Raw genomic sequence first — 19166 nt, 5'->3', positions numbered from 1 at the left:
ATATCCTGATGGCTCCACCCATTGGACCATGGATGGGCAAAATCGCCGCACAGTGCGGATTTGCAAGCCGCAGCTGTCATAGCAACTTCATTTGATTCCCCGCCTTGGCGGCGCCTCTATGCCTCCGAACGACTGGCCGTCCGGCAGTCGACGAGGAGCTGGGGAGCTACCATGAACGATATGCACGTGGCCGGGAATCATCCGGCGGCGCCATCCGACGTGGGGCCGGGCGGCAAGACCGTTCAGCAATATATCGACGAGACGCCGCACTGGGAGGATGGCACCAACGTCCCGGTGACGCCGATGACCAGGATGCAGTGGCTGATCTGGGGGCTTGCGGCGGCCGGCAAGTTCTTTGAGGGCATGGTTGTTTTCATGACCGGCGTGGCGCTGCCGCTGGTCAGCAAGCAGTGGGGGCTGGGTGAGTTCGAGCACGGCCTGGTGGCGGCCGCCAGCCTGTTCGGCATCCTGATCGGTGCCACCCTGCTCGGCGGGCTCGCCGACATTTACGGCCGCAAGCGGATGTTCATTGTCGAGATGGTGCTGTTCACCATCTTCCTGGTGCTGACCTGTCTCAGCACGACCTTCATCTGGTTCGTTCTCTGTCTGCTCGGAATTGGCATCGCGCTGGGCTGTGACTATCCCACCGCCCACATGGTGATCTCGGAATCGATCCCGTCTCGCTCCCGCGGTCGGCTGGTCCTGTCCGCCTTCGGATTCCAGGCCGTGGGCGCGCTCTTCGGCACCTTCGTGGGCTACCTGATCCTGGTAAACCACCCGGATCTCGATGCCTGGCGCTGGATGTACGCTGCCGCTGTCATCCCGGCGGTTCTAGTGCTGATCGGACGCTTCTACATCACGGAGAGCGTCCATTGGCTGTTCGCCAAGGGCCGCGTCGAGGAGGCCCAGAAGGAGGCCGCGCGGCTTCTGAAGCGCGAGCCGGCCTATCCCACCAAGATCAAGCTGAAGCGCAAGAAGGTGCCGAAGGATGGGGTCCCGGTGCACAAGCCGGAAACCCATTACGGGGTTCTGTTCAACAAGAAGAACCGGCGCGCCACGATCCTCGCCTCGGTCCCCTGGTTCCTGCAGGACCTCGGCACCTACGGCATCGGCATCTTCACGCCGATCATCCTGGCGACGACGGTCGGCCATCAGCGCGATCATGCGACCTCGGTGGCGGATATCATCCAGAACGACATCCTTGCGGCCCGCGGGGCCGCGACCATCGACGTTCTTCTGATCGTCGGCATCGTCTTCGCGGTTCTCTTCGCCGATCGGATCGGCCGGATCCGGCTGCAGATCCTCGGCTTCTTTGGCTGCGCGCTGGGCCTCTTGATCGCCGCCCTGTCGACCCACTTCTCCGGCGGCACGGAAATCGTGATGGTCTTCGTTGGCTTCATGCTCTTCAATTTCATGACCAACATGGGACCGAATGCCCAGACCTACCTGATCGCGGGCGAGGTGTTCCCGACCGAGGTGCGCGGCAAGGGTGCGGGCTTCGCCGCTTCGTTCGCCAAGATCGGCGCGGTGATGACCGCCTTCCTGTTCCCGGTCCTGCTGGCCGACATCGGCACCGAGGCGCTGCTGTTCGGCCTGGTGGGCACGTCGCTGATCGGCGCATGGGTCACCTGGCAGTTCCGCATCGAGACTTCCGGGCGCAACCTGGAAGAACTCGACAGCGACATCGACGCCGAGTACGCCCACGCGCCCGCCTGATCGGCGGAACCAAGCGGTACACGGATGCCTTGACAGTGCGCGGGTGGGGCGCTCCCCTCCCGCGCATGGCTTTTTTGAGGGGCGAACGATCATGAACGACGGTGTCGAGACGATCTTCCGGCAGCTGGAAACGGGGCGGGAGGGCTGGCGAGGTCGGACGCTGCGCGCGGAATTCGAGGCTGATCCCGGTCGGTTCGACCGCTACACCGCCACCCTCGACGATCTGACCCTCGACTTCTCCAAGACGCATGTCGACGGCCCCACGCTGCAGTTGCTGACCGAACTCGTCGAGGCGGCCGACCTTGCCGGCTGGCGGCAGCGCCAGCGCAGCGGTGAACGGATCAACACAACCGAGCGCCGCGCCGTGCTGCATACCGCATTGCGGGACCGGTCCGGCCGGGCGCTCTCCGTCGGCGATCAGGACGTCACCGCCGATGTGGCCGGTGTGCTGGGCCGCATGGAGGCCTTTGCAACCGGGATCCGCAGCGGCCAGTTGCGTGGCGCCACCGGCGAAGCCTTCACCGATGTCGTCAACATCGGCATCGGCGGCTCGGACCTCGGGCCGCGAATGGCGGTGCGGGCGCTGTCGCCCTATCGTGGTGACGGGCCGCGCGTACATTTCGTCGCCAACGTCGATGGCGCCGATCTGGCGGACACGCTGGCGACGCTGGATCCCGGGCGGACCCTGTTCCTCATCGCGTCGAAAACCTTCACGACGCTCGAGACCATGACGAACGCCCATTCGGCGCGCGCGTGGCTCGCCGATGCGCTGGGTGAGGAGGCCGTCTCCGACCATTTCGCAGCGCTCTCGACGGCGCTCGACATGGTCGCCGCCTTCGGCATCCGGGAGGAGCGGATCTTCGGCTTCTGGGACTGGGTCGGCGGGCGCTATTCGCTGTGGTCGGCCATCGGCCTGTCGCTGGCCATCTCCATCGGCTTCGACAACTTCCGTGCCATGCTCGACGGCGCAGCGGAAATGGACGCCCATTTCCTCGAGGCGCCGCTGGAGAAGAACCTGCCGGTCCTGATGGGGCTGATCGGCGTCTGGTACCGTGACCTGTGGGACTGTCGCAGCCTCGCCGTGCTGCCCTACGACCAGCGGCTGGAGCACTTTGCCGCCTTCCTGCAGCAGCTCGACATGGAATCGAACGGCAAGCGCGTCACCCGCGAGGGCGTCGAGGTCGTCCGGGAAACCGGGCCGGTGGTCTTCGGCGAACCGGGAACGAACGGCCAGCACGCCTTCTACCAGCTCCTGCACCAGGGCACCGACGTGATCCCGTGCGAGTTTCTGGTTGCCGCCGAGACCCGCGAGGGCCTGGAGGGGCACCACGCCAAGCTCGTCGCCAACTGCTTCGCGCAATCGCAGGCGCTGATGCGCGGCCGCACCGAGGACGAAGCCCGCGCGCAGATGCTGGCCGCGGGAATGGACGTGGAGGAGGCTGACCGGCTGGCCCCCCATCGCGTCTTCCCCGGCGACCGTCCGTCGATGACGCTGATCTACCGCACCCTCGATCCGCGCACGCTTGGCCGTCTTGTCGCGCTTTACGAGCACAAGGTTTTTGTCCAGGGCGTGATCTGGGGGATCAACTCGTACGACCAGTATGGCGTCGAGCTCGGCAAGGAGTTGGCCGGCGCACTGCTCGGCGCGGTGGAGAAAGGCGAGGTACTGGAGGGCGCCGATCCTTCCACCGCTGGTCTCGTGGACCGGTTCCGCGCTCTGCGTTCCGGCGGTTGATGCAGGGCCTCGGTACGACCTATGCATTGCACGGCAGTGGTGCCGGCGCGCCGGACCGTTTAGACTCGCTCCAACGTCCGTTTCCGGACCATCCCTGACCCCGACCGCGAGAGGGCTCCGCGCCCGCCACCCCAACCGGCGCAGGCGCCCGCACGGCTTCTTATTCCACGGAGGCTTTCATGAACGACATGTCCGCTGCGAAGTTCGGCATCGGCGCGCCCGCGCGGCGTATGGAAGACCAGGCCTTCGTCACCGGCCATGGCCACTATGTCGATGACTACCAGCCGGAGGGCGTGCTTGCCGCCGCCGTCCTGCGTTCGCCGATCGCGGCGGGGACCTTCACGATCACCGGCGGCCTCGACGAGGCCCGTGCGGCGCCCGGCGTCAAGCTGGTGATGACCCACGAGGACATCGCCCATCTTGGGCCGCTTCCGTCCAAGGGCATCGGTCCGCAGGTGGACGGCTCGCCAACCCATGTGCCGCCGCGTCATATCCTGTGCAAGGACCGCGTCCGCTTCGTTGGCGATCCGGTGGTCTTCATCGTTGCTGAAACCCGGGCGCTGGCTGAGGACGCGGCGGAGCTGATCGAGATCGACTGGGATTTGGAACCGGCGGTGGCCGACGCGGATCGGGCGCTGGAAGACGGCGCGCCGCTGGTCTGGTCCGATACCGGCTCCAACCTCGCCTTCACCTACGGCATGGGCGAGGAGGCGCCGACGGAGGCCGCCTTTGCCAAGGCCGAGCAGGTGGCGAAGCTGACCCTCGTCAACAACCGGCTGGTGACCAACTACATGGAAACGCGCGGCTGCGTCGGCGAGTACGACGCGGCGAGCGGCCGCTACACGCTGACCGTCGTCAGCCAGGGCGGCCACTCCATGAAGGGGATCCTGGCCAAGGACATCTTTGGTATCGAGCCGGACCGCATCCGGGTCGTGACGCCGGACGTTGGCGGCGGCTTCGGCACCAAGATCTTCATGTACCCGGAATATCCGCTGGCGATGGTCGCGGCGGAGAAGCTCGGTGCGCCCGTGAAGTGGATCTCGTCGCGCAGCGAGGCCTATCTCTCCGACAGCCAGGGGCGGGACAACATCACCACCGCCGAGCTGGCGATGGACGCTTCCGGCAGGTTTCTCGGACTGCGTGTCGACATGATCGCCAACATGGGTGCCTACCTGCACCAGTTCGGCCCGTTCGTGCCGCGCATCGGCTCGACCATGTCCACAGGCGTCTACGCCATCCCGGCCTGTCATGTGCGCATCCGCGGTGCGTTTACCAACACGGTGCCGCTCGATGCCTATCGCGGCGCGGGACGCCCCGAGGCTGCCTACGTTATCGAGCGCCTCGTCGACGAGGCGGCGCGAGTCACCGGGATGACGCCCGAGGCCATTCGCCGGCTCAACTTCATCACGCCGGAGCAGATGCCCTACGAGACGGCGACCGGGCGGGTCTACGATTCCGGCGAGTTCGCCGGCCATCTCGATCGGGCGCTTGAGGTCTCTGACCATGCCGGCTTCGAGGCCCGCATCGCCGAGAGCGAGGCGCGCGGCCGGCTGCGGGGTATCGGGCTGACCACCTACATCGAAGCCTGCGCCTTCCCGGGCGGCGAGACAGCCAAGGTGGAGCTGGGCGACGACGGTACGGTCACGCTGATGATCGGTACCCAATCCAACGGCCAGGGCCACGCCACCGCCTACGGCCAGGTGATGGCCGATCTTCTCGGCATCGACTTCGGGCAGATCAAGGTGGTGCAGGGCGACACCGACCGGGTGGAAACGGGCGGCGGCACCGGTGGCTCGCGGTCCATCCCGCTGGGGCTTCCGTCGGTGAAGGGCGCCTCGAGCGAACTGGCCGACAAGCTGAAGGCGATTGCCGCCGATCATCTCGAAGCCGCGCCGTCGGATCTCGAGCTCTTCGAGGGAAGCGTGCGCATCGTCGGCACCGACCGGTCGATGTCGTTTGCCGACATCGCGCGGGCGACCGAGGACAAGAGCCAGCTGTCCGCCTCCAACCGGGTTGAACAGGACAAGCCCACCTATCCGAACGGCACCCACGTTTGCGAGATCGAGATCGACCCGGAGACCGGCAACGTCCACATCCTGCGCTACACGATCGTCGACGATTTCGGGGTGACCGTGAACCCGATCCTGCTCGCCGGACAGGTCTTCGGCGGCGTGGTTCAGGGCATCGGCCAGGCGCTTCTGGAGCGCACCGTCTTCGACGAGGAAGGGCAGCTTCTCACAGCTTCGATGCTGGACTACGCCCTGCCGCGCGCGGACGACGTGCCCTTCTTCCATTTCGAAACGCGCAACGTGCCGACGACGTCAAATGCCCTCGGCATCAAGGGCGCGGGCGAAGCCGGCACGATCGGCTCCGCCAGCGCGGTGATGAACGCCATCACTGACGCGCTGGAGCGATCGGTGGGCGTGACCCATGTCGACATGCCGGCGACCCCGGCGAAGCTGTGGTCTATCATCGCCGAAGCGCGCGCAAAGGCGGCCTGAGCCACCTGGGTCAGGTCGCGGCGATCCGGTCCAGGACGAAGTCCGCGCGAACGTCCACGGGTACGCGTGGCAGCTCGACCAGCCGGTAGCCGAGGCGGCTGTAGGTCGCGACCATCGCCTCGAACGTTCGGATCGCCTCGGCAAGGTCCTGCCGGCGCTCGGTGTCGGTGGCGTAGATCTCCGGCCAGGGTGGCGCGATGAACACGGTCGGCGCGTAGCGGTAGCGTATGCAGGCCTTCTCGACGAAATCCGGGATCGGCAGATCGGAAAGGGTGAGGTAGCCGGCGACGTCAGGGACACCCCGGTCGAAGAAGACCGGTCCGCACCTGTGCCTGGCGTTCAGGTGGTTGCGGATCTCGAAGTCCAGCATCGCATCCGCGAATGCAGATCGGTCGGCCCAGGGCAACGCCTTGCCGCCGGCCGCCGTCTCAGCGCGGATGATGGCCCGACCGGCTTCTTCCGTCGTTGCCAGGCCGCGCGACGCAAGCGCCTCAAGCAGAGTGCTCTTTCCGGATCCGGGGCCGCCGGTGATCACGTGAAAACGGTCGATTGCGACGCCGCCGTGTGGCGCATCGGCGACGGGATCGGGGCGATCCGGTGGCGAGCCCCCGCGCGTCTGCAGGGCTGCCATCCGGGATCGGCGTTTGTGCATGTCGTTCGATCTCGTCATTCTTTTACTTCAGATCGTATTTGAGCGATGTCGCGTTTTCCGGCCCCTCGTCTTTCGAGTGGTGCGTGATTGCACGCGTTCAACGTATTCGAGGCCAGAATCCCGTGCGGACCCTAGAAGAGCGTGCCCCGTTGACCGGTGCTGCCCGCCCTCTCAGCGACCGAAGTGCAGCGCATGGCGCTGCCGAACCTGCAACACCCCTGGCTTCTGCGATGGATAAGGACACGCGACCGCAACTCCACGCAATGAAGGGCATCGGGCTCAAGGTGCTGTCTGCCTTCATCTTCTGCGGCATGCTGGCGCTGGTGAAGATCGTCGGAGAGCGGGTGCCGGTCGGGCAGATCCTGTTCGCCCGCAACTTCTTCGGGCTCGTGCCCGTCATCGTGATGGTCGCCTGTCTCGGATCCCTGCGGGGCATTCTCCATACCAAGCGCCCCGCGGGTCACATGAAGCGCGCCATTGTCGGGACCGCCGCCATGGGCCTGTGGTTCGGCGCCCTGCAGCGCCTCGCTCTGCCGGATGCCACTGCGATCACCTATGCCTCCCCGCTGATCATGGTGGCCTTCGCTGCCCTCTTCCTCGGCGAGCGGGTGCGGATCTACCGCTGGTCGGCTGTCGGTGTGGGCTTCGTCGGCGTCATCGTCATGCTCGCCCCGCAGTTTTCCGCTGGCTTCGATATCGGCGGCAGCGTGCAGGCCACGGGTGCAGCCATGGCGTTGACCTCCGCCGTCTTCATGGCGTTGGCCTCCGTGTTCGTGCGCGAGCTCACCGCCACCGAGCAGACCGGCACCATCGTCATCTACTTCTTCGCCACCGCCTCGGTCCTGTCGCTGGTGACGGCGCCGTTCGGCTGGGTGATGCCCACGCCGATGGAAGCGGCCATGCTGGTCACCATCGGTCTTCTCGGCGGGGTCGCGCAGATCTTCCTGACTCAGGCCTACCGCTATGCCGAAGCCTCCACCATCGCTCCCTTCGAGTATACGACCATGCTCTGGTCGGTGCTGCTCGGCATATTCCTCTTTGACGAGGTGCCGCAGCAGGCGGTGATCGCCGGCTCGGTGATCGTGGTGGGTGCAGGCTTGTATGTCATCTACCGCGAGCGTCGCCTTGGTCTGGCTCGCGACGAGCAGGCCGTGACCACGCCGGCGCGTGGCTGAAGTCGTCGCTGCGCGGTTTTAACCGGCGGCGAGACCGGCCATGCGGCGCGCGACGCTCTCGAACCGGTCCGGCTCGGCGATGGCCTCCGCCGCGTCGAGCCCTGTCAGCGCGCCGAACTTGAAGCCGTGTCCGGAATCGGCGGACAGAAGCACGGCACGGTCGGCCCGTTTCAGGACGAAGCGTCCCTCCGGCGCGGTGGCATAGAAGTTCCTCTGCGCCGTCTCCACGCTGAAGCGCTCGATGGACCGGAACCTCCCGCGATAAGCGCCCAGAATTCGTGCCACCCGCTCCTGCGTGGCGATACGCTCGGTTTCCGGGTCGCCGGGAACGGACAAGATGCCCATGCCGAGTTTAGCCGGCAAACCGTCGACGGGGGCGATGCCCCAGAGGTCGTCATGCCCTCCAAGGTCTACCCAGCAGGGTGCCTTCTCCCATGCTTGTTCGAGATCGGCGGGCGGGCGGGCGTAGACAATGGTGGAGCCGGTCGGAACGAGGTCAGGCGCACCGGGCAAGCCGAAAGCGGGTGCGCCCACCCCGGATGACACCACGAGCGTATCGGCACGGAACACGGTGCCATCGGCGGTCGTCGCGGATCCGGTGAACGGGTCGACGGATGTGACCGGGGTGTCGGTGTGGATCTCCCCTCCGGCCGCCCGCAGCCAATCGGCGAGGCTGGCCATGATACGGTTTGCCATCAGCGCACCGCCCGTGGGCGTGAAGCTGGCAAAGCGTGCGTCAAGGTCCGGGTCAAGGTGCGGGAAGCGCGCGATGGCGTCCGCGACGCTCAAGCGCTCATGCGGAACCCCGAGGGCGTCGAGGGTGCGGCAGGATACCTCCGTCCAATCCCCCTCCAGGGTGGAGAGGGCCAGCACGCCCGTCTCTACATAGTGGCGGGTGCCGAGATCGGACCAGAGGTCGTCCCAAGCCGCGAACGCCTCGCCCATGCGCGCGGCGTATCCGACCCGGTCAGAATAGTGCCAGCGGATCAGCCGGTGATGGTCGCTGGATGCAGCGAGCGGATTGGGAAGCGGACCGCGCTCAAGAATGGTGACGGTCCATCCGCGTCGGACGAGCGCCCAGGCGGTGGACAGGCCGGCAATGCCGGCACCGACGATCAGGGCATGGTTCATGGCGGCTCCGGAGCGGTGGACCCGGCCGCCGCCCGATCAGTCGGACGGATCGGTCGGGGGGCCGGGCGTGTTGATGGCGAGTGACCGGTCGATGATCTGCTTCAGCATACGCTTGATGGCCGCCACTTCCTCGTCGGTGTAGCCGGCCAGCATTTCAGCTTCGTGTTGCTTGGCTGTCTCGATCAGGGGCCTGGCCAGCGCCAACCCTTTCGGCGTGATGTGGACGCGCACCCTGCGGCGGTCGTCAGTATCGCCGCGGCGCTCGATCAGGCCCTGGGCGCCGAGCCGGTCAAGCACCTTGGACAGCCGTGGCTGATTGAACAGGGCGAGTTCGGCGAGCCGGGAGACCGACATCCCGTCCACGTCCACGAGGCACGCCAGCACGCGCCATTCGGCGATGCCGCCGCTCTTTTCCTTCAGACGCGGATGTACGCCGGCTGAGTAGACATGACTCGCCTGGGCCAGCAGATAGGACATGTAGCCGGCGACGAACGAGCCCTCCGGCGGGCCGTAGGCCGGGATGGGCTTTGCCTCTGCGTGGCTTTTGCGGCGCGGCGGGTGTCGATCCGGTTCACGTCTCATGGGATTGCGTGCGACCTCCGACTAATTCATAACTTTTCATGCAATCCGGGGAAAGAGCCGGCGGACCTCCCGGGTCGGCGCCGAATCGGGGATGAAACCATCATGCTAGCGGATCGTATCGAAGCAAAATGGATCGACGCGTTCGCGGAGGCCTTCGAGGCGTCGGCGATCCGTCCAGATGAGACCGTCGCGATCCTCTCCGAGACGCAGTCGCGCCAGCTGAACGTGCATCTTGCGGAGCTGGCGTTGCAGCGCCTCGGTGTGCGGCCCTTTCACGTGGTGGTCCCGACGCCGCGCAATCCCTGGGGCGTGATCGCGCGCTCGACCGGTGGCACCCAGTCGCTCGGCGATATCCGGCCCGTCGTTCAGGCGCTGGCCTCCAGCGACGTCGTGGTCGACGTGACGCTTGAAGGCCTGATGCACGCACCGGAGACGCCGGAGATCCTCAAGGGCGGCGCCCGTATCCTGGTGATTTCAAACGAGCATCCCGAGGCGCTGGAGCGGATGCGGCCGGACCCGGATCTGGAAGCGCGGGTGAAAGCGGCGGTAAAGCGGGTGCGCGCCGCCTCGGAAATGACGGTGACGTCGGCGGCGGGCAGCGACCTGACCGTGGCAATCAAGGGCGCGCCCACCGTCGGCATCTGGGGCTCCACGACGCGGCCCGGGACGCTTGCCCACTGGCCGGGCGGCATCATCGTCTCGTTCCCCTCCAAGGGCACCGTCAATGGCCGGCTGGTGCTGGCGCCGGGCGACATGAACCTCACCTTCAAGCGCTATTTCGAGGGCGAGGTCGCGCTGACCATCGAGGACGACTATGTGGTCGACGTCGCCGGTGCGGGGCTCGATGCCGACCTGATGCGCGATTACTGGGCTGCCTGGGGCGACCGCGACGCCTACGCCGTCTCCCATGTCGGCTGGGGGCTCAACCGCAACGCCCGCTACGACGCGCTGCTCATGTACGACCGGCGCGACACCAACGGCACGGAACTGCGCGCCGTGGCAGGCAACTTCCTGTTTTCCACCGGCGCCAACGAGTTCGCCGGACGCTACACGGCCGGCCACTTCGACCTGCCGATGATGCACACGACCATCGCCCTCGACGGCGATACGGTGGTCGAGGACGGGAAGCTGAAGGACTGAGCAATCCCAGGAAAAGTGGGAACCGGTTTTCCGTCCGCGATTGCGGCGAAAAGGATCTTTTCCCTCGCGCCAGGGTCGCTTTGCTCAGCGGCTCCGAAGGCGGCCCGACCGGCTGGCGCGTCGTCGCAATCGCGCGCTGAGCTTCGCCAATCCCCCCGGTAAACGTGTGGCTGTCTAGTCCTCGAGGGCGTCGGAGCAACGCGGCGCCGGCTGGTCACCCCACGGCATGACCGGCACGGTCGAGGTGGAATTCTTCGGACTGCCTTCGATCAGCTTGTCGGAATAGACGAGATAGATCAGCACGTTGCGCTCGGTGTCGCAGGCGCGCACGATCCGCATCCGCTTGAAGAAGAAGGACCGGCGCTGGCGAAACACTTCGTCGCCCTGCTCAAACGTGCCCTTGAAGCTGACCGGGCCGATCTGCCGGCAAGCGAGCGAGATGTCGGAGACCTCTTCGGCAACGCCGAACATGCCGGATACACCGCCCTTTTCCGGCAGGGTGTAGTGACAGGCGACGCCCTCCACCAGCGGATCGTCGATGCCATAGACCGCCAGCTTGTGGTCGGGCGTCAGCATGTTCCACTTGGTGGACTTGTCGAAGATGCGGTCCGGCTCCTCCGCCGCCCCTGCGGGGATAACGGGGGCAAGGGCAAACACCGCGGCCAGCATTGCGGCTGCGAGCGATCGGGCGAACGTGGACAGGGCCATCGTCGGACTGCTTTCTCCTGCGTCGGGCATGACTGGCAGATGGGGGGCGCTGCGGCCGGAGGCAAGCGGCAGGCTCGATCCAAAAAAAGCGGACGCGGGTGAGGGGAATTCGTACCCGGCGTTCCCGTTAAGACCAAAAGGGGCGTTTCTGCCAGGATTGCTTCAGTCGCTCGCCACCTGCACGGCGGAGAATTTCGCCTTGTACTCCGGCTCCACGTGAATGGTGGTCACGGAGTCCGGCACGCCAAGCCTGATGGCTGCCTCGATCCGGTCGCAGATGGCGTGGGACGCCGAGACCGACATGTCGCCCGGCACCACGAGGTGGAACTCCACGAAGGTCTTCGGTCCGGCACGGCGGGTGCGCACGTCGTGGGCCTGGATGGCGCCACTTGCGTGCTCGGCGATCAGTGCGGTGATCGTGTCCATCGTCTCCTGGGGGACGGCCTCGTCCATCAGGCCCGCCACCGACTCGCGAATGAGCCGCCAGCCGGACCAGAGTATGTTCACGGCGACCAGGATGGCGAGGATCGGATCGAGGATCAGCCAGCCAGTGATGCCGACCAGCGCCACGCCGGCGATGACCCCGACCGATGTCACCACGTCGGCCATCAGGTGGCGCCCGTCGGCGGTCAGTGCGGGCGAGCGGACCCTCCGCCCGTGTCGGAGTAGAATCTGGGCCCAGACGAGGTTGATGACGGTAGCAAGGGCATTGACCGCGAGGCCTTCCACAGGCGCGGCAATGGGGGCGGGCTCCGCGAGGGCCATGGCGGCCTGGCGGGCGATTGCAAGCGCAGCGATGACGATTAGAACGCCTTCGAGCTCGGCGGAGAAATATTCCGCCTTGCTGTGGCCGAACGGGTGATTGTCGTCGGCGGGCAGCGCCGAAATGCGCAGCGCCACCAGCGCCGCGCAGGCCGCGGCGATGTTGATGATGCTCTCGATGGCGTCGGAAAACAGCGCCACGCTGCCCGTCAGCGCGTAGGCGAGATATTTGAGCGCGAAGATGATGCAGCCGATCGCGATGCTGCCGAGCGCAAGCCTGATCGCAGTCATGGGATCACCGAACGTGCGGGCGGGCAATGCGGATCCGACCGGCGATGTCAGGCGGCGTCGGCCGTCCGGGCGCCTTGGTTCGCGGCGAGAACGTTCTGGTAGAACTGCTCCGCGCTCGCCTCCCAGGAAAAGGTCTCGGCATAGGCGCGGCAGCGGTCGCCGGGTATCTCGAGCGCCGCCAGCGCCGCCTTGCGCAGATCGTTGTCGAGCACGCCGCACCCGGAGGTGCCCACCACGTCGATCGGGCCCATGATCGGGAAGGCGGCGACAGGAACGCCGGCCGCCATCGCCTCAAGAAGCACAAGCCCCCAAGTGTCGGTCAGGCTCGGGAAGACGAAGACGTCCGCGGACGTGTAGTGCGCGACGAGTTCGTCGCCGAATTTCGGCCCGGTGAAAACCGTGTCAGGATAACGCGCCTTCATGTCCTCCAGCGCCGGTCCGCCGCCGACCACCACCTTGGTGCCTGGCAGATCGAGCTTGAGGAAGCCCTCGATATTCTTCTCAACCGACACGCGTCCGACATACATGAAGATCGGGCCCGGCAGGTCGAGCGCCGGCGGCACCGTGGGCCGGAAGAGCTCGTGGTCGACCGCGCGGACCCACTGGTAGATATTGGTGAAGCCGCGCTCGGTGAGGGACTTCTCCAGCGTGCTGTTGGACACCATGCAGCCGGCGCCGGCATTGTGGAACCGGCGCACGAACGAGTACGACCAGTCAAGCGGCACGGGCGCCCGGGCGGCGATATATTCCGGGAAGCGCGTGTGATAGCTCGTGGTGTAGGGCTGCTTGTTGATCAGGCACCACTTGCGCGCCATCATGCCGAGCGGACCCTCGGTGGCGATGTGCACGTAGTCGGGTGCGATCTCGTCGATCCGGCGCCGGATCGACGACGGCGACGCCACGGTCAGCCGGATCTCCGAATACGTGGGCAGGGGGACGGTGCGGTAGCCTTCCGGGGTCAGCGTGTCGACCGTGACGCCCATGCGCTGAAGCCGGTCGATGGTGATCTGCAGCGTTGTGACGACGCCGTTCACCTGCGGATGCCAGGCATCCGTCACCATCAGAAGCTTGCTCATGCAGCCGCCTGCCGGGCTGTCACGAGCTTCGTCATGGGCTGTTCGCCGATCTTGGTCCAGCGGATCAGCTCGAACTCGCCGTCTTCCGTCTCGCCGACGGCGGTGCAGCTTTCCACCCAGTCGCCGGTGTTGACGTAGTGCACCCCGTATTCCTCGTGCATCGCGGCATGGTGGATGTGGCCGCAGATGACGCCGTGCACATCGCGACGTTCGGCTTCGCTGGCCAGCGTCTCCTCGAACTTGCCGATGAAGTTCACCGCGTTCTTCACCTTGAGTTTCGCCCAAGCGGACAGCGACCAGTAGGTCAGGCCGAGCTTGCGGCGGACGATGTTGACCCAGGTGTTGATGCCGAGAGCGGTGACGTAGGCCCAGTCGCCGAGGAAGGCGAGCCACTTGGCGTGGCGAACCACGACGTCGAACTGGTCACCGTGGATGACGAGGTAGCGCTTGCCGGTCGCCGACTCGTGGATGATGCTGTCGACGACTTCCACGCCGCCGAAATGGGTGCCGACATAGTCGCGCAGGAATTCGTCGTGGTTGCCCGGAAGATAGATGATCCGGGCGCCCTTGCGCGCCTTCCGCAGCAGCTTCTGCACGACGTCGTTGTGCGCCTGCGGCCAGTACCAGGAACGCTTCAGCCGCCACCCGTCGATCATGTCGCCGACCAGATAGATGGTCTCGGCTTCATGATAGCGCAGGAAATCGAGGAGCAGATCGGCCTGGCAGCCGCGGGTGCCGAGATGAACGTCGGAGATGAACAGCGCGCGATAGGTCCGCGGCTCGGTCCGGTCTGGCACAGGCATCCTATCGACCACGGTTTCGGTCCCAGATGGCGTCAATGAGATGGGTCGGCATGCTTTTGCCAGCCGCAGTTTAACCCATCAACTCGATTCGAGTATCAACTATATGACAATGGGGCCATCCCATGACGATGCAGGGGCCACCGGCACGCCGCTGCGGCCGCTGTGCCCGACCGTCGAGTCGGTGGCGGCCACCTGGGCTGCGTCCGTTCGACGCCGATTTGCCGACCTCTCCCGGTAACCCTATGCCTCGGTGAAGGCCCGCAGCGCGGCCTGCGACGGTTGACTCCTCGTCGGCTTCGTCCGTAGTGATAACCGCCCATTTTCGACCATCCGCGGCGCATTTCGCCGCGTTGCACCGACAACCGAAACTCCCGTTGGACACTGCGGCGGCTGGGCGCCCGCCTCGGGTGAAGGCCGGAAGGGAAGCAGGAATGCGATCGATCTTGTGTGCGGCGCACGCCGGTGGACAGGGCAAGACCACGCTGGCCCAACTCGCCTATCTGGGGCTGCAGCGCTCCGGCGCGAACTATTCCATTGCCTCTGCCGACTTCGTCGATGACTCCGGCCGCTCCAAGATCGGTAAGATGTATCCGCAGCGTGTCACCGAGTTCGGTGTCGGCGCCGAACTGTCGATCGCCAAGAAGGCGAACGACATGAACGCGTCGCTGAAATACTGGGACCGGCTCGGCCGAACCCTGCTGGAAGGCGGCGTGGTGGTCGATCTGGGCGCGAACGTCGTCACCCAGGTCATCGAGTGGGCGCGGGCACGCCGCGTCAGCCAGATCTTCCAGTCCCGCAAGGCGCCGCCCATCGACGTGATGCTGGTCTGCCGCGCGGAGAAGCACGCCATCGATGACGTGGCCGACCTAGTCCGCCAGTTCAACGACCAGGACGTCATGCCGATCTCGCGCATGTACATCGTCCTGAACGAGGCGGGTGGCAGCTTCTCCAACCTGAAGATCTCGCAGGAGCTCAACAAGATCGCGGAGAACCGCCAGCTTCACTACATCAAGCTGCCGCGCTGCACGTCCGAGCTGTGGCATCTGATGGAGCTGAATTTCGTGTCCATCGAGGAAGCCCTGAACCTCACCGAGGACGAGGCGGCGGAGAAGTTCGGCATCGATATCTGGGAAGCGACCTCCGGCGTGGCCGACCTGAAGATCTGGTTCGACCGGGTCTATGCCAACATGAAGGAGGAGGGCGTCTTCGAGGGCGCCTGATCCATCGTCGATCGATTCAGGATGACCGGTGCTGCTGCATCGTGGGGACGACGGCTTTCGCGCGCCTCGACCCGCCTGTCCCCAGGGAAGTGCCGGCGGCGGCTTGAAGCGGCCGGTCCCGCGCGCCAGTTTCGAGCGCGATGACGCTCAACCTGATCAAGCTTTGCGTCGGCGTCGACAGCGTCGATGACCTGCGCCGGTCCGTCGAGGACCGTGTGGCGCAGCGCCGCGCCTCCGGCGAGGAGGAGGTGCTGCGTCATATCACCCGGATGACGCCCAAGCGGGGCGACGAAATCGCCGGCACCGGTTCGCTCTACTGGGTGATCCGCGGCTTCATCCAGGTGCGCCAGCCCGTCCTCCGGCTCGATGCGTTCACGGACGCGGACGGGGTTCATCGCTGCGCCATCGTGCTGGCGCCGGACCTGGTGCCGACCCGCATGGCGCCGCGGCGGCCATTCCAGGGCTGGCGCTATCTCTCCGCGGCCGAGGCGCCGGCTGATGACACGGCGGGCGAGGCGGAGGGCGACATGCCCCCGGAGATGCGCCGCGAACTCGCCGATCTCGGCCTTCTCTGATCCAGCCCGGTGCCCCGGCGTGTGCTCCAAGGGCTTTCCGATCCGGTCCGGATGCGCCATCTAAAGGGCGTGAGCAAAGACCAGCGACCGACCCGAACCAGCACCAATCGCCCAGCCGCTCCGGCCACCGGGGAGGGCCAGCCGCCGGCTGCGCGCTCCAGCCGCGCCGAGATCGATGCCTTCGTCTCGCGGGCCCGGACGGCGGCGCCGGCCACGGACGGTCGGCGTGGGCGCCTGATGTTCGCGCTCGATGCGACCATGAGCCGCCAGCCGACCTGGGATTCCGCCTGCCGGATCCAGGCGGAAATGTTCGACGAGGCCGGACGGATCGGCGGGCTAGACATCCAGCTCGTCTATTTTCGCGGCTTCGACGAGTGCCGTGCCTCGCGTTGGGTCTCCGAGGCCTCCCGTCTGCGTGACCTGATGACCGGAATTCAGTGCCGGGGCGGCCTGACGCAGATCCGAAAGGTTCTCCGGAGGGCCATCGACGAGACGCGCAAGGAAAAGGTCCAGGCCGTCGTCTACGTGGGCGACGCGATGGAAGAGAACATCGACGAACTCTGCGCCCGGGCAGGCGAGCTCGGCCTGCTCAAGGTCCCGGTCTTCTTGTTCCAGGAGGGAGACAACCCGGAGGCCTCTCGCGCCTTCGCGGAGATCGCCCGGCTGACGGGTGGTGCGCACCTGACCCTGCGCGGCAACGCGGCGGACGAGCTCGGTCGGTTGCTGAGGGCCGTGGCTGTCTACGCCGCCGGCGGCCGCAAGGCGCTTGCCGACATGAGCGCGCGCGGCGAAGAGGGGGCCCGCCTGCTGATCGGAAAGCTCGGCTGATATGATCTGGTTGCTGCTCGGTCTGCTGGCGCTTGCGGCCATCGTGATCGCAAGCCGCAGCTTCACCAACGCCGATCCGGCGGCGCTTGCGCACCGGTTGCGGGTCGCGGGCGGCGTGGTGCTGCTGCTGATTGCCGCCGGTCTCGGCGTGCGTGGCCTCTGGCCGCTGGCCGGCCCGCTCGGGTTTTTCAGCCTCTCTCTGCTGGGCCTCGGCTCGATGCCTGGCCTCGGCCGGGGCGCGCGTGGCGCAAGCCGTTCGGCGGGGCAGGCTTCCGAGGTCACCACCGACTGGCTCCACCTGAAGCTCGATCACGACAGCGGGGCGATTGCGGGGGAGGTGCGGGCCGGGCGCCTTGCCGGCCGGTCGCTGGACAGCCTCTCGGAAGCGGAGCTGTCGGAGCTTTTGAACGAGGTGGCTGCCGACCCCGACAGTGTCGTCCTAGTCGAAGCTTATCTCGACCGCCGGTCGCCCGGTTGGCGTGAAGACGTCCACGAGGACGCGGGTGCGCGGCAGGGCGGTGCGGCGGCTACGGGTCCCCTGAGCGAAGAAGAGGCCTACGAGGTCCTTGGTCTTCAGCCAGGCGCCAGCGAAGGGGAGATCAGGGCTGCGCACCGGCGCCTCATGAAGGGGCTCCATCCGGACCGGGGCGGCAGTACGTTCCTTGCGTCGAAGATCAACGAAGCCAAAGAGCGGCTTCTGCGCGGGCACAACTGACACGTTACTCATCCCCTCGGTGTCCCCCAGTTCACGGTGCGCCGCCGGTCTCGCGGTCGCAGGGTTCGTCGTTCGAGACCTTCCGGATCCGGCCGGCGCCCGAGGCGCCCGGCTGGGTCTCATGAGGCCGGGTTCAAGGCCCAGCACGACATCTTGTGCCGCTTCAGCTGGGTGCAGGCCGCCCAGGCCTCCGACTTCGAGGAGAAGCCGGTGAAGCGGGCGCGGTAGAGGGTCGTGCCGTTGACGTCGACCCTCTCGGTGTAGAGTTGGCGATCGGCGAGAACGGACGCGTTCTTGCGCTGGGCGTCGAGCAGCAGGGAGCGGGCGCCGCTCTCGCTCTCGGTGGCGGCGATCTGGACGTGCCAGCCGCTCGGAATGGCTCCGTTGGGCTCCGGCGCGCCGGCGGTCTCAACCACCGCGGCCGGTGTCTCTTCCACCAGAGCGAGGGCACGAGGCGCGGTGCCCGAGGCGGCGACGTCCACTGCGTCCACGGGATCTTCCGTGTCGCCCTGGGCCGTCACCTCGGCGTTCACCGATGCGGCATAGGCGGCGATGAGCTCCGGCGTCAGCCGCTGCGGTTCGGGTTCGGTCGCACGCTGCGCAACGCCATTGGCGCTGGCCAGCACAACCGGCATTTGCGGCCTCGAAGTGGGAACCGGCACGTTGCGGGCTAGCATCGCCGCGCCACCCTGGGTGGCCTTCGGGATGTACTTCTCGATGAGGCCGGTCATGTACTCGTTGCGGGTCCGGCCGGTGCGGCCGCCCATGACCACCGCCACGATGTAGCGGCCGTCGCGCTTCACCGAGGAAAGCAGATTGAAGCCCGATGCGTTGATGAAGCCGGTCTTGATGCCGTCGACGCCGTCCACACTTCCCAGAAGCCGGTTGTGGTTGCGATAGGCGGTGCCGCGGTAGGTGAAGGAGCGGGTCGAGAAGTAGCTGTAGTAGACCGGGAAATCGCGCTGGACCGCCATGCCGAGCACGGCCTGGTCGCGCGCCGTGGTGGTGTTGTGCGGGCTGTGCGGCAGGCCGTGGGCGTTGTGATACGTCGTCTTCGACATGCCGAGACGGCGGGCCGTCTGGGTCATGCGCTTGGCGAACGCCTTCTCGCTGCCGCTGATCTTTTCGCCGACAGCGGTGGCCACGTCGTTTGCGGACTTGGTCACCATGGCGCGGATGGCATCGCGCACACGGATCGTCTGGCCGGGCTTGAACCCGATCTTCGAGGGCGCCTCTGCGGCAGCGTTTGCCGAAACCGGGATCGGGCTGTCCAGCGTCAGGCGGCCGGCGCGCAGCTCCTCGAACAGGATGTAGAGCGTCATGACCTTGGTCAGCGACGCCGGATAGCGCGTTTCGTTCGCGTGGCTTGAATGCAGGACCTTGCCGGAGGCGCCGTCGACGACAATGGCGGCGAACTTGGGATTGGCGTGGCCCGGATGGATCGACAAAACCAGGCTGGCTACCGCCACGAGAACCATTGCTGCCAGCCGGGCGGTCCATACTGCCCGTCGCGCGTTTGCCGAAACTCGCCCGCTGTGCATCGAAACACCTTTACT

General features: G+C 66.5%; 17 protein-coding genes. 9 read left to right on the top strand and 8 right to left on the bottom strand.

Features of this window, described 5'->3' with window-relative positions:
- The first annotated feature begins 171 nt into the window (after nucleotides 1-171).
- The 3 genes from C507_RS0107880 to C507_RS0107870 all read left to right on the top strand — a co-directional run bounded on the left by C507_RS0107880 (nucleotide 172) and on the right by C507_RS0107870 (nucleotide 5952).
- Nucleotides 172-1716: an MFS transporter gene (locus tag C507_RS0107880; protein WP_018699134.1), complete on the top strand. Its 1545-nt coding sequence runs from the start codon at nucleotides 172-174 to the stop codon at nucleotides 1714-1716.
- Nucleotides 1717-1807: 91 nt separating this feature from the next.
- The gene (gene pgi / locus C507_RS0107875) at nucleotides 1808-3451 is read left to right on the top strand and encodes a glucose-6-phosphate isomerase (RefSeq protein WP_018699133.1); all 1644 of its coding nucleotides are present in this window, start codon (nucleotides 1808-1810) and stop codon (nucleotides 3449-3451) included.
- 179 nt (nucleotides 3452-3630) lie between these two features.
- Complete coding sequence (locus tag C507_RS0107870; RefSeq protein ID WP_018699132.1) at nucleotides 3631-5952, top strand: xanthine dehydrogenase family protein molybdopterin-binding subunit; 2322 nt, start codon at nucleotides 3631-3633, stop codon at nucleotides 5950-5952.
- A gap of 10 nt (nucleotides 5953-5962) precedes the next feature.
- Here C507_RS0107870 and C507_RS0107865 read toward each other — a convergent pair whose 3' ends face one another.
- Nucleotides 5963-6604, bottom strand: a complete 642-nt coding sequence (locus C507_RS0107865; protein WP_245559660.1) for an AAA family ATPase — start codon at nucleotides 6602-6604, stop codon at nucleotides 5963-5965.
- Nucleotides 6605-6834: 230 nt separating this feature from the next.
- On the opposite strand from C507_RS0107865, the gene C507_RS0107860 reads away from it, so the two are divergent.
- A complete protein-coding gene (locus tag C507_RS0107860) occupies nucleotides 6835-7779 on the top strand; it encodes a DMT family transporter (RefSeq protein WP_040400660.1) in 945 nt (314 codons plus the stop codon).
- 18 nt (nucleotides 7780-7797) lie between these two features.
- Here C507_RS0107860 and C507_RS20740 read toward each other — a convergent pair whose 3' ends face one another.
- Both C507_RS20740 and C507_RS0107850 read right to left on the bottom strand, forming a co-directional pair.
- On the bottom strand, nucleotides 7798-8910 hold the full coding sequence (locus tag C507_RS20740; protein ID WP_018699129.1) for an NAD(P)/FAD-dependent oxidoreductase: 1113 nt from the start codon (nucleotides 8908-8910) through the stop codon (nucleotides 7798-7800).
- A gap of 36 nt (nucleotides 8911-8946) precedes the next feature.
- Nucleotides 8947-9492: a MarR family winged helix-turn-helix transcriptional regulator gene (locus tag C507_RS0107850; protein ID WP_018699128.1), complete on the bottom strand. Its 546-nt coding sequence runs from the start codon at nucleotides 9490-9492 to the stop codon at nucleotides 8947-8949.
- Between the two features lie 102 nt (nucleotides 9493-9594).
- On the opposite strand from C507_RS0107850, the gene C507_RS0107845 reads away from it, so the two are divergent.
- A complete protein-coding gene (locus tag C507_RS0107845; protein ID WP_018699127.1) occupies nucleotides 9595-10632 on the top strand; it encodes a 2,5-dihydroxypyridine 5,6-dioxygenase NicX family protein in 1038 nt (345 codons plus the stop codon).
- Nucleotides 10633-10806: 174 nt separating this feature from the next.
- Here C507_RS0107845 and C507_RS0107840 read toward each other — a convergent pair whose 3' ends face one another.
- From C507_RS0107840 to C507_RS0107825, 4 genes are all read right to left on the bottom strand, one after another.
- A complete protein-coding gene (locus C507_RS0107840) occupies nucleotides 10807-11340 on the bottom strand; it encodes a CreA family protein (RefSeq protein WP_018699126.1) in 534 nt (177 codons plus the stop codon).
- Nucleotides 11341-11502: 162 nt separating this feature from the next.
- Complete coding sequence (locus tag C507_RS0107835; protein ID WP_018699125.1) at nucleotides 11503-12393, bottom strand: cation diffusion facilitator family transporter; 891 nt, start codon at nucleotides 12391-12393, stop codon at nucleotides 11503-11505.
- Between the two features lie 47 nt (nucleotides 12394-12440).
- Nucleotides 12441-13469 carry a glycosyltransferase family 4 protein gene (locus C507_RS0107830; protein ID WP_018699124.1) on the bottom strand — a complete coding sequence of 343 codons (1029 nt, stop codon included), beginning with the start codon at nucleotides 13467-13469 and terminating at the stop codon, nucleotides 12441-12443.
- Complete coding sequence (locus C507_RS0107825) at nucleotides 13466-14272, bottom strand: UDP-2,3-diacylglucosamine diphosphatase (protein WP_018699123.1); 807 nt, start codon at nucleotides 14270-14272, stop codon at nucleotides 13466-13468. The genes C507_RS0107830 and C507_RS0107825 overlap by 4 nt, the downstream gene beginning before the upstream one ends.
- Nucleotides 14273-14703: 431 nt before the next feature.
- On the opposite strand from C507_RS0107825, the gene C507_RS0107820 reads away from it, so the two are divergent.
- The 4 genes from C507_RS0107820 to C507_RS23430 all read left to right on the top strand — a co-directional run bounded on the left by C507_RS0107820 (nucleotide 14704) and on the right by C507_RS23430 (nucleotide 17610).
- Complete coding sequence (locus C507_RS0107820) at nucleotides 14704-15492, top strand: hypothetical protein (protein ID WP_018699122.1); 789 nt, start codon at nucleotides 14704-14706, stop codon at nucleotides 15490-15492.
- A gap of 140 nt (nucleotides 15493-15632) precedes the next feature.
- Nucleotides 15633-16067, top strand: a complete 435-nt coding sequence (locus C507_RS0107815) for a DUF1489 family protein (protein ID WP_018699121.1) — start codon at nucleotides 15633-15635, stop codon at nucleotides 16065-16067.
- A gap of 51 nt (nucleotides 16068-16118) precedes the next feature.
- Nucleotides 16119-16895: a vWA domain-containing protein gene (locus tag C507_RS0107810; protein ID WP_018699120.1), complete on the top strand. Its 777-nt coding sequence runs from the start codon at nucleotides 16119-16121 to the stop codon at nucleotides 16893-16895.
- A gap of 1 nt (nucleotide 16896) precedes the next feature.
- Entirely contained in the window at nucleotides 16897-17610 is a 714-nt protein-coding gene (locus C507_RS23430; protein WP_018699119.1) for a DnaJ domain-containing protein, read from the top strand.
- Nucleotides 17611-17729: 119 nt separating this feature from the next.
- On the opposite strand, the gene C507_RS0107800 is transcribed toward C507_RS23430, so the two are convergent.
- Nucleotides 17730-19088: a D-alanyl-D-alanine carboxypeptidase gene (locus C507_RS0107800; RefSeq protein ID WP_018699118.1), complete on the bottom strand. Its 1359-nt coding sequence runs from the start codon at nucleotides 19086-19088 to the stop codon at nucleotides 17730-17732.
- Nucleotides 19089-19166 lie beyond the last annotated feature (78 nt).

The sequence above is a fragment of the Amorphus coralli DSM 19760 genome (assembly GCF_000374525.1).
In the GTDB taxonomy this organism is placed as follows: Bacteria; Pseudomonadota; Alphaproteobacteria; order Rhizobiales; family Amorphaceae; genus Amorphus; species Amorphus coralli.
The sequence above is the reverse complement of the archived record's forward strand: the minus strand, read 5'-3'. Positions and strand labels throughout refer to the sequence as shown.

What these genes read in the sequence shown, in the direction of transcription:
- C507_RS23430 (WP_018699119.1), top strand. Translation starts at nt 16,897, where the DNA reads ATGATCTGGTTGCTGCTCGGTCTGCTGGCGCTTGCGGCCATCGTGATC.
- C507_RS0107870 (WP_018699132.1), top strand. Translation starts at nt 3,631, where the DNA reads ATGAACGACATGTCCGCTGCGAAGTTCGGCATCGGCGCGCCCGCGCGG.
- C507_RS0107880 (WP_018699134.1), top strand. Translation starts at nt 172, where the DNA reads ATGAACGATATGCACGTGGCCGGGAATCATCCGGCGGCGCCATCCGAC.
- C507_RS0107825 (WP_018699123.1), bottom strand. Translation starts at nt 14,272, where the DNA reads ATGCCTGTGCCAGACCGGACCGAGCCGCGGACCTATCGCGCGCTGTTC.
- C507_RS0107860 (WP_040400660.1), top strand. Translation starts at nt 6,835, where the DNA reads ATGGATAAGGACACGCGACCGCAACTCCACGCAATGAAGGGCATCGGG.
- C507_RS0107810 (WP_018699120.1), top strand. Translation starts at nt 16,119, where the DNA reads ATGCGCCATCTAAAGGGCGTGAGCAAAGACCAGCGACCGACCCGAACC.
- pgi (WP_018699133.1), top strand. Translation starts at nt 1,808, where the DNA reads ATGAACGACGGTGTCGAGACGATCTTCCGGCAGCTGGAAACGGGGCGG.
- C507_RS0107865 (WP_245559660.1), bottom strand. Translation starts at nt 6,604, where the DNA reads ATGCACAAACGCCGATCCCGGATGGCAGCCCTGCAGACGCGCGGGGGC.
- C507_RS0107815 (WP_018699121.1), top strand. Translation starts at nt 15,633, where the DNA reads ATGACGCTCAACCTGATCAAGCTTTGCGTCGGCGTCGACAGCGTCGAT.
- C507_RS0107850 (WP_018699128.1), bottom strand. Translation starts at nt 9,492, where the DNA reads ATGAGACGTGAACCGGATCGACACCCGCCGCGCCGCAAAAGCCACGCA.
- C507_RS20740 (WP_018699129.1), bottom strand. Translation starts at nt 8,910, where the DNA reads ATGAACCATGCCCTGATCGTCGGTGCCGGCATTGCCGGCCTGTCCACC.
- C507_RS0107820 (WP_018699122.1), top strand. Translation starts at nt 14,704, where the DNA reads ATGCGATCGATCTTGTGTGCGGCGCACGCCGGTGGACAGGGCAAGACC.
- C507_RS0107830 (WP_018699124.1), bottom strand. Translation starts at nt 13,469, where the DNA reads ATGAGCAAGCTTCTGATGGTGACGGATGCCTGGCATCCGCAGGTGAAC.
- C507_RS0107835 (WP_018699125.1), bottom strand. Translation starts at nt 12,393, where the DNA reads ATGACTGCGATCAGGCTTGCGCTCGGCAGCATCGCGATCGGCTGCATC.
- C507_RS0107840 (WP_018699126.1), bottom strand. Translation starts at nt 11,340, where the DNA reads ATGGCCCTGTCCACGTTCGCCCGATCGCTCGCAGCCGCAATGCTGGCC.
- C507_RS0107800 (WP_018699118.1), bottom strand. Translation starts at nt 19,088, where the DNA reads ATGGTTCTCGTGGCGGTAGCCAGCCTGGTTTTGTCGATCCATCCGGGC.
- C507_RS0107845 (WP_018699127.1), top strand. Translation starts at nt 9,595, where the DNA reads ATGCTAGCGGATCGTATCGAAGCAAAATGGATCGACGCGTTCGCGGAG.